5 protein-coding genes are annotated in these 5,319 nt (G+C 67.0%); all 5 read left to right on the forward strand.

What is annotated here, in order from left to right; translation table 11 throughout:
- The first annotated feature begins 163 nt into the window (after positions 1–163).
- Complete coding sequence (locus F6S12_RS29470; protein ID WP_315869663.1) at positions 164–1,180, forward strand: LacI family DNA-binding transcriptional regulator; 1,017 nt, start codon at positions 164–166, stop codon at positions 1,178–1,180.
- A gap of 66 nt (positions 1,181–1,246) precedes the next feature.
- Positions 1,247–2,029: a sugar phosphate isomerase/epimerase family protein gene (locus tag F6S12_RS29475; protein ID WP_072442074.1), complete on the forward strand. Its 783-nt coding sequence runs from the start codon at positions 1,247–1,249 to the stop codon at positions 2,027–2,029.
- Positions 2,022–2,984: a sugar kinase gene (locus F6S12_RS29480; protein ID WP_072442076.1), complete on the forward strand. Its 963-nt coding sequence runs from the start codon at positions 2,022–2,024 to the stop codon at positions 2,982–2,984. The genes F6S12_RS29475 and F6S12_RS29480 overlap by 8 nt, the downstream gene beginning before the upstream one ends.
- 137 nt (positions 2,985–3,121) lie before the next feature.
- On the forward strand, positions 3,122–4,417 hold the full coding sequence (locus tag F6S12_RS29485) for an MFS transporter (RefSeq protein WP_015635407.1): 1,296 nt from the start codon (positions 3,122–3,124) through the stop codon (positions 4,415–4,417).
- An 18-nt stretch (positions 4,418–4,435) separates the two neighbouring features.
- Positions 4,436–5,319: D-glycerate dehydrogenase (locus F6S12_RS29490; protein WP_315869664.1), on the forward strand; the 884-nt coding region annotated here is incomplete at its 3' end.

A 5,319-nucleotide genomic window follows, 5' to 3' on the forward strand; every position in this document is an offset into this window, starting at 1 on the left:
CAGCACCTGGGCCGCCCCTGAACGCGACCGTTGGTCAGCCACCGACCTGCGTGGATGCTATTTCCTGCCTCTGCACTATTGACGGCCGAAGCGCTTTTGCGGTTTCCTGAAACCGGTTTCAGCGCAACTGGAACCCATAATTCCAAAAACAAGGTCGTCGCCCGTGAATCAGTTTTCCGCCGCCCAGCGCAGCCGCGTCACCATGCTCGATGTCGCCCGCCGCGCCGGGGTCTCCAAGGCCAGCGTGTCGCGCTTTATCGGCGAGGACCGGGCCCTGCTCTCCGATGCCATTGCCCTGCGCATCGATCATGCCATCAGCGAACTGGGCTACCGCCCGAACCAGATGGCCCGCGGCCTCAAGCGCGGGCGCACCCGCCTGATCGGCATGCTGGTGGCCGATATCCGCAACCCCTATTCGATTGCCGTGATGCATGGCGTGGAAACCGCCTGCCGCCAGCACGGCTACAGCCTGGTGGTGTGCAACACCGACCGCGACGACGAACAGGAAGCCCGGCACCTGGCCAACCTGCGGGCCTACAACATCGAAGGCCTGATCGTGAACACCCTGGGCCACCACCTGGAACAGTTGCAGCAATTGCAGGAAGAGATGCCCATGGTCCTGGTGGACCGCAAGCTCTCGCAGTTGCAGGCCGACCTGGTGGGCCTGGACAACCCGGCGGCGGTGCGCAGCGCCCTCGACCACCTGCAGCAGCAGGGCTATCGCGACCTGCTGCTGGTCAGCGAACCCCATGACGGCACCAGCTCGCGGCTGGAGCGCAGCACCAGTTTCCAGGCCGAGATCGAGCGCCGTCCGGCCTTGCGCGGCCAACTGCTGGAAACCGGCCGCCACCTGACCAGCCAGTTGCAAGCCTTTCTCGCCGCCCCCGGCCCCGGGCCCAAGGCGCTGTTCTGCGCCAACGGCGTGGCGACCCTGGCCGCCACCCGTGCCCTGCGTGAGCTGGAGTGCCCGCTGTTCGAAGGCGTGGGCCTGATCGCCCTCGACGACCTGGACTGGTACCCCCTGGTGGGCAATGGCATCACGGCCCTGGCCCAGCCCACCGAAGCCATAGGCACCAGTGCCTTCGAATGCCTGCTCAAGCGCCTGCGGGGCGACGATGCCCCGGCGCGGGTGGTGGATTTTCCGGCGCAGTTGATCGTGCGCGGCTCCACCCGGTTGTAACAGTGGGGGCAAGACCCACCACTTTTTTCTCGAACAAAAATGAAACCGGTTTCAGAGGTCAGGAACATGCAGCAATCCCCCGTCTCCATCAGTTTGTCCAGCTACGGCGCAGACCTTGTGCGCGCACAGGGTCAGGCGCATTTCATTCCCCTGGTGGCCGCCGCCGGCGCGTCCTGCATCGAATGGCGCGAAGAACTGCTGACCCATGAGCAGCCTGCCGAGCTGGCCCGCAGCGCTGCGGAGCACGGCCTGGAAAGCGTGTTTTCCTCGCCCCTGGAACTGTGGCAGGCCGAGCGCAGCGAGCCCAACCCGCAACTGAGCGCCACCCTGCAACGGGCCCGGGAGTTCGGCGCCAAGCGGCTCAAGGTGTCCCTGGGGCACTTTCGCGAACACCACGACCTGCGCAGCCTGGCCAGCCTGCTGTTTCGCCAGCCCCTGGCCCTGCTGGTGGAGAACGACCAGACCGCCCACGGCGGGCGCATCGAGCCGTTCCAGCGCTTTTTCAGCGCGGTAGAGGCGCTGAACCTGCCGCTGCGCATGACCTTCGACATCGGCAACTGGCAATGGCAGGAGCAATCGGCGCTCAACGCCGCGCGCCTGCTGGGCCGGCACGTGGCCTACGTGCACTGCAAGGCGGTGCGCCTGCGGGTCGACGGCAAGCTGGTGGCCATACCGCCCGGCGCCCCGGAGCTGCATCAATGGGAACAACTGCTGCGGCACATGACTCAAGGTATTACCCGGGCCGTGGAATACCCCTTGCAAGGCACCGACCTGCTGCAAGTGACCACCGAGCAGGTCAGCCTGCTGGCCCACCTTGGCCAATCGCGCCTGGAGCATGCAGATGCCTGATATCGATATCCTCTCGTTCGGCGAAACCATGGCGATGTTCGTTGCCGAACACGGCGGCGACCTGGCCCAGGTCCAGCACTTCCACAAGCGCATCGCCGGGGCCGACAGCAACGTGGCCATCGGCCTGGCACGCCTGGGCTTCAAGGTGGCCTGGCTGAGCCGGGTAGGCAACGACTCCCTGGGGCGCTTCGTGCTCGACACCCTGCGTGCCGAAGGCCTGGACTGCCGTTTCGTGCGCTGCGACCCGATCCATCCCACCGGCTTTCAGCTCAAGTCCCGGGAAGACGGCGGCGACGACCCGCGGGTCGAGTATTTCCGCCGCGGTTCGGCGGCCAGCCACCTGGCCATCGGCGACCTCGACCCGGCCCTGCTGCGGGCTCGCCACTTGCACGCCACCGGTATTCCCCCGGCGCTCTCGGACTCGGCCCGGGAGCTGTCCGGCCACCTGATGCACACCCAGCGCAGCGCCGGGCACAGCGTGTCGTTCGACCCCAACCTGCGCCCCGCCCTGTGGCCCAGCGAAGCGCTGATGATCCGCGAGATCAACCGCCTGGCGGCGCTGGCCCATTGGGTACTGCCGGGGCTCGCCGAAGGCCGCCTGCTCACCGGCCGCGACGACCCGGCGGACATCGCCGCCTTCTACCTGGACCAGGGCGCCGAAGCCGTGGTGATCAAGCTCGGCGCCCACGGCGCCTACTACCGCACCCAGCTGGATGCCGGCTTCGTCGAGGGCGTGCCGGTGGCCCAGGTGGTGGACACCGTAGGCGCCGGCGACGGCTTTGCCGTGGGCCTGATCAGCGCCCTGCTGGAAAGCCGCGGCATCCTCGAAGCGGTGCAGCGGGCCAACTGGATCGGCAGCCGCGCGGTGCAGAGCCGTGGCGACATGGAAGGCCTGCCCTTGCGCCACGAACTACCGGAGCACACGCCCAGCCTGAAAACCGCCAGCGCCCTGTAGGCGCTGGCTTGCCAGCGAAGACGCCCGCCCGGCGACACACGCCCCAAGGGCCCCTTCGCCGGCCAGCCGGCTCCTGCAGTGACCGAACACCACGAACCACCTGCTGCGACAAAAACAACAAGCTCAGGAGAACTTTCATGGACACGCTCAAACTCGCCACCCGCCGCTGGTGGTACATCATGCCCATCGTCTTCATCACCTACAGCCTGGCCTACCTGGACCGCGCCAACTACGGTTTCGCCGCGGCCTCGGGCATGGCCGACGACCTGCAGATCACCCCCGGCCTGTCCTCGCTGCTGGGGGCGCTGTTCTTCCTCGGCTATTTCTTCTTCCAGGTGCCCGGGGCGATCTACGCGCAAAAGCGCAGCGTGAAGAAGCTGATCTTCGTCAGCCTGATCCTCTGGGGCGGCCTGGCCACCCTCACCGGGATAGTCGCCAACGCCTACATGCTGATCGGCATCCGCTTCCTGCTGGGGGTGGTAGAGGCCGCGGTGATGCCGGCGATGCTGGTGTACCTGTGCCACTGGTTCACCCGCGCCGAACGCTCCCGGGCCAACACCTTCCTGATCCTCGGCAACCCGGTGACCATGCTCTGGATGTCGGTGGTCTCCGGCTACCTGGTGCAGCACTTCAGCTGGCGCTGGATGTTCATCATCGAAGGCCTGCCGGCGGTGATCTGGGCCTTTATCTGGTGGCGCCTGGCCGATGACCGGCCCAGCCAGGCGCAGTGGCTGAGCCAGGACGAAAAACGCGACCTGGAAAGCGCCCTGGCCGCCGAACAGCAAGGGATCAAGGCGGTGAAGAACTACGCCGAGGCGTTCCGCTCGCCCAAGGTGATCATCCTCGCCCTGCAATTCTTCTGCTGGAGCATCGGGGTCTACGGCTTTGTCCTGTGGCTGCCGTCGATCCTCAAGCACGGCGCGCAGATGGACATGGTGGAAGCCGGCTGGCTCTCGGCGCTGCCTTACCTGGCGGCGGTGATCGCCATGCTGGCGGTGTCCTGGGGCTCGGACCGCACCCAGAAGCGCAAGCGCTTCGTCTGGCCGCCGCTGCTGGTGGCGGCCATCGCTTTCTACGGTTCCTACCTGCTGGGGGCCGAGCACTTCTGGTGGTCCTACAGCCTGCTGGTGATCGCCGGGGCCTGCATGTACGCGCCCTACGGGCCGTTCTTCGCCATCGTCCCGGAGATCCTTCCGGCCAACGTCGCCGGTGGCGCCATGGCCCTGATCAACAGCATGGGCGCCCTGGGCTCCTTCGGCGGCTCCTACCTGGTGGGCTACCTGAACAGCGCCACCGGCTCCCCCGGCGCCTCCTACCTGCTGATGAGCGGCGCGCTGCTGCTCTCGGTACTGCTGACCCTGTTGCTCAAACCCGGTGCCGACCAGCCGCAGGCCAAGGCCCTGCCCCTGCGCCGGCGCCTGGCCCACCCTTGAAACGGTCTAGAGAACCCCATGAAAAAACACCTGGTGCTGTACAAGAAACTCTCCCCAACGCTGATGGCCCGCCTGCAGGAGCAGGCGCAGGTGACCCTGATCGAAACCCTCGACGCGGCGGGGCTGAATGCCCTGCGCCAGGCGCTGCCGAGCGCCGACGGGCTGCTGGGCGCCAGCCTGCGCCTGGACGCCGAACTGCTGGACCTGGCGCCCCGGTTGCGGGCGGTGGCCAGCGTTTCGGTGGGGGTCGACAACTATGACATCGACTACCTGACCCAGCGCCGCATCCTGCTCAGCAACACCCCCGACGTGCTCACCGAAACCACCGCCGACACCGGCTTCGCGCTGATCCTGGCGACCGCCCGGCGGGTGGTGGAACTGGCCAACCTGGTGCGCGCCGGGCAATGGCAGCGCAACATCGGGCCGGCGCACTTTGGCACGGATGTCCACGGCAAGACCCTGGGCATCATCGGCATGGGGCGCATCGGCGAAGCCCTGGCCCAGCGCGGGCATTTCGGCTTCGGCATGCCGCTGATCTACCACAGCACCCGGCCCAAGCCCGCGGTGGAGCAACGCTTCAATGCCCAGTACCGGAGCCTGGAGCAACTGCTTGAGGAAGCCGACTTCATCTGCCTGACCCTGCCCCTGACCGAACGCACCCAGGGGCTGATCGGCGCCCGGGAGTTCGCCCTGATGCGCCCCGAAAGCATCTTCATCAATATTTCCCGGGGCAAGGTGGTGGATGAAGCGGCGCTGATAGAAGCCCTGCAACAACGGCGGATTCGCGGCGCCGGGCTGGACGTCTTCGAACGCGAGCCGCTGGAACACGACTCCCCACTGCTGCAACTGCCCAACGTCGTGGCCACCCCGCACATCGGCTCGGCCACCCACGAAACCCGCGA

It is taken from the genome of Pseudomonas sp. JV245A (assembly GCF_032424515.1).
GTDB classification, from domain to species: domain Bacteria; phylum Pseudomonadota; class Gammaproteobacteria; order Pseudomonadales; family Pseudomonadaceae; genus Aquipseudomonas; species Aquipseudomonas protegens.

Coding starts and splice junctions, on each gene's coding strand:
- F6S12_RS29475 (WP_072442074.1), top strand. CDS start 1,247: ATGCAGCAATCCCCCGTCTCCATCAGTTTGTCCAGCTACGGCGCAGAC.
- F6S12_RS29480 (WP_072442076.1), top strand. CDS start 2,022: ATGCCTGATATCGATATCCTCTCGTTCGGCGAAACCATGGCGATGTTC.
- F6S12_RS29485 (WP_015635407.1), top strand. CDS start 3,122: ATGGACACGCTCAAACTCGCCACCCGCCGCTGGTGGTACATCATGCCC.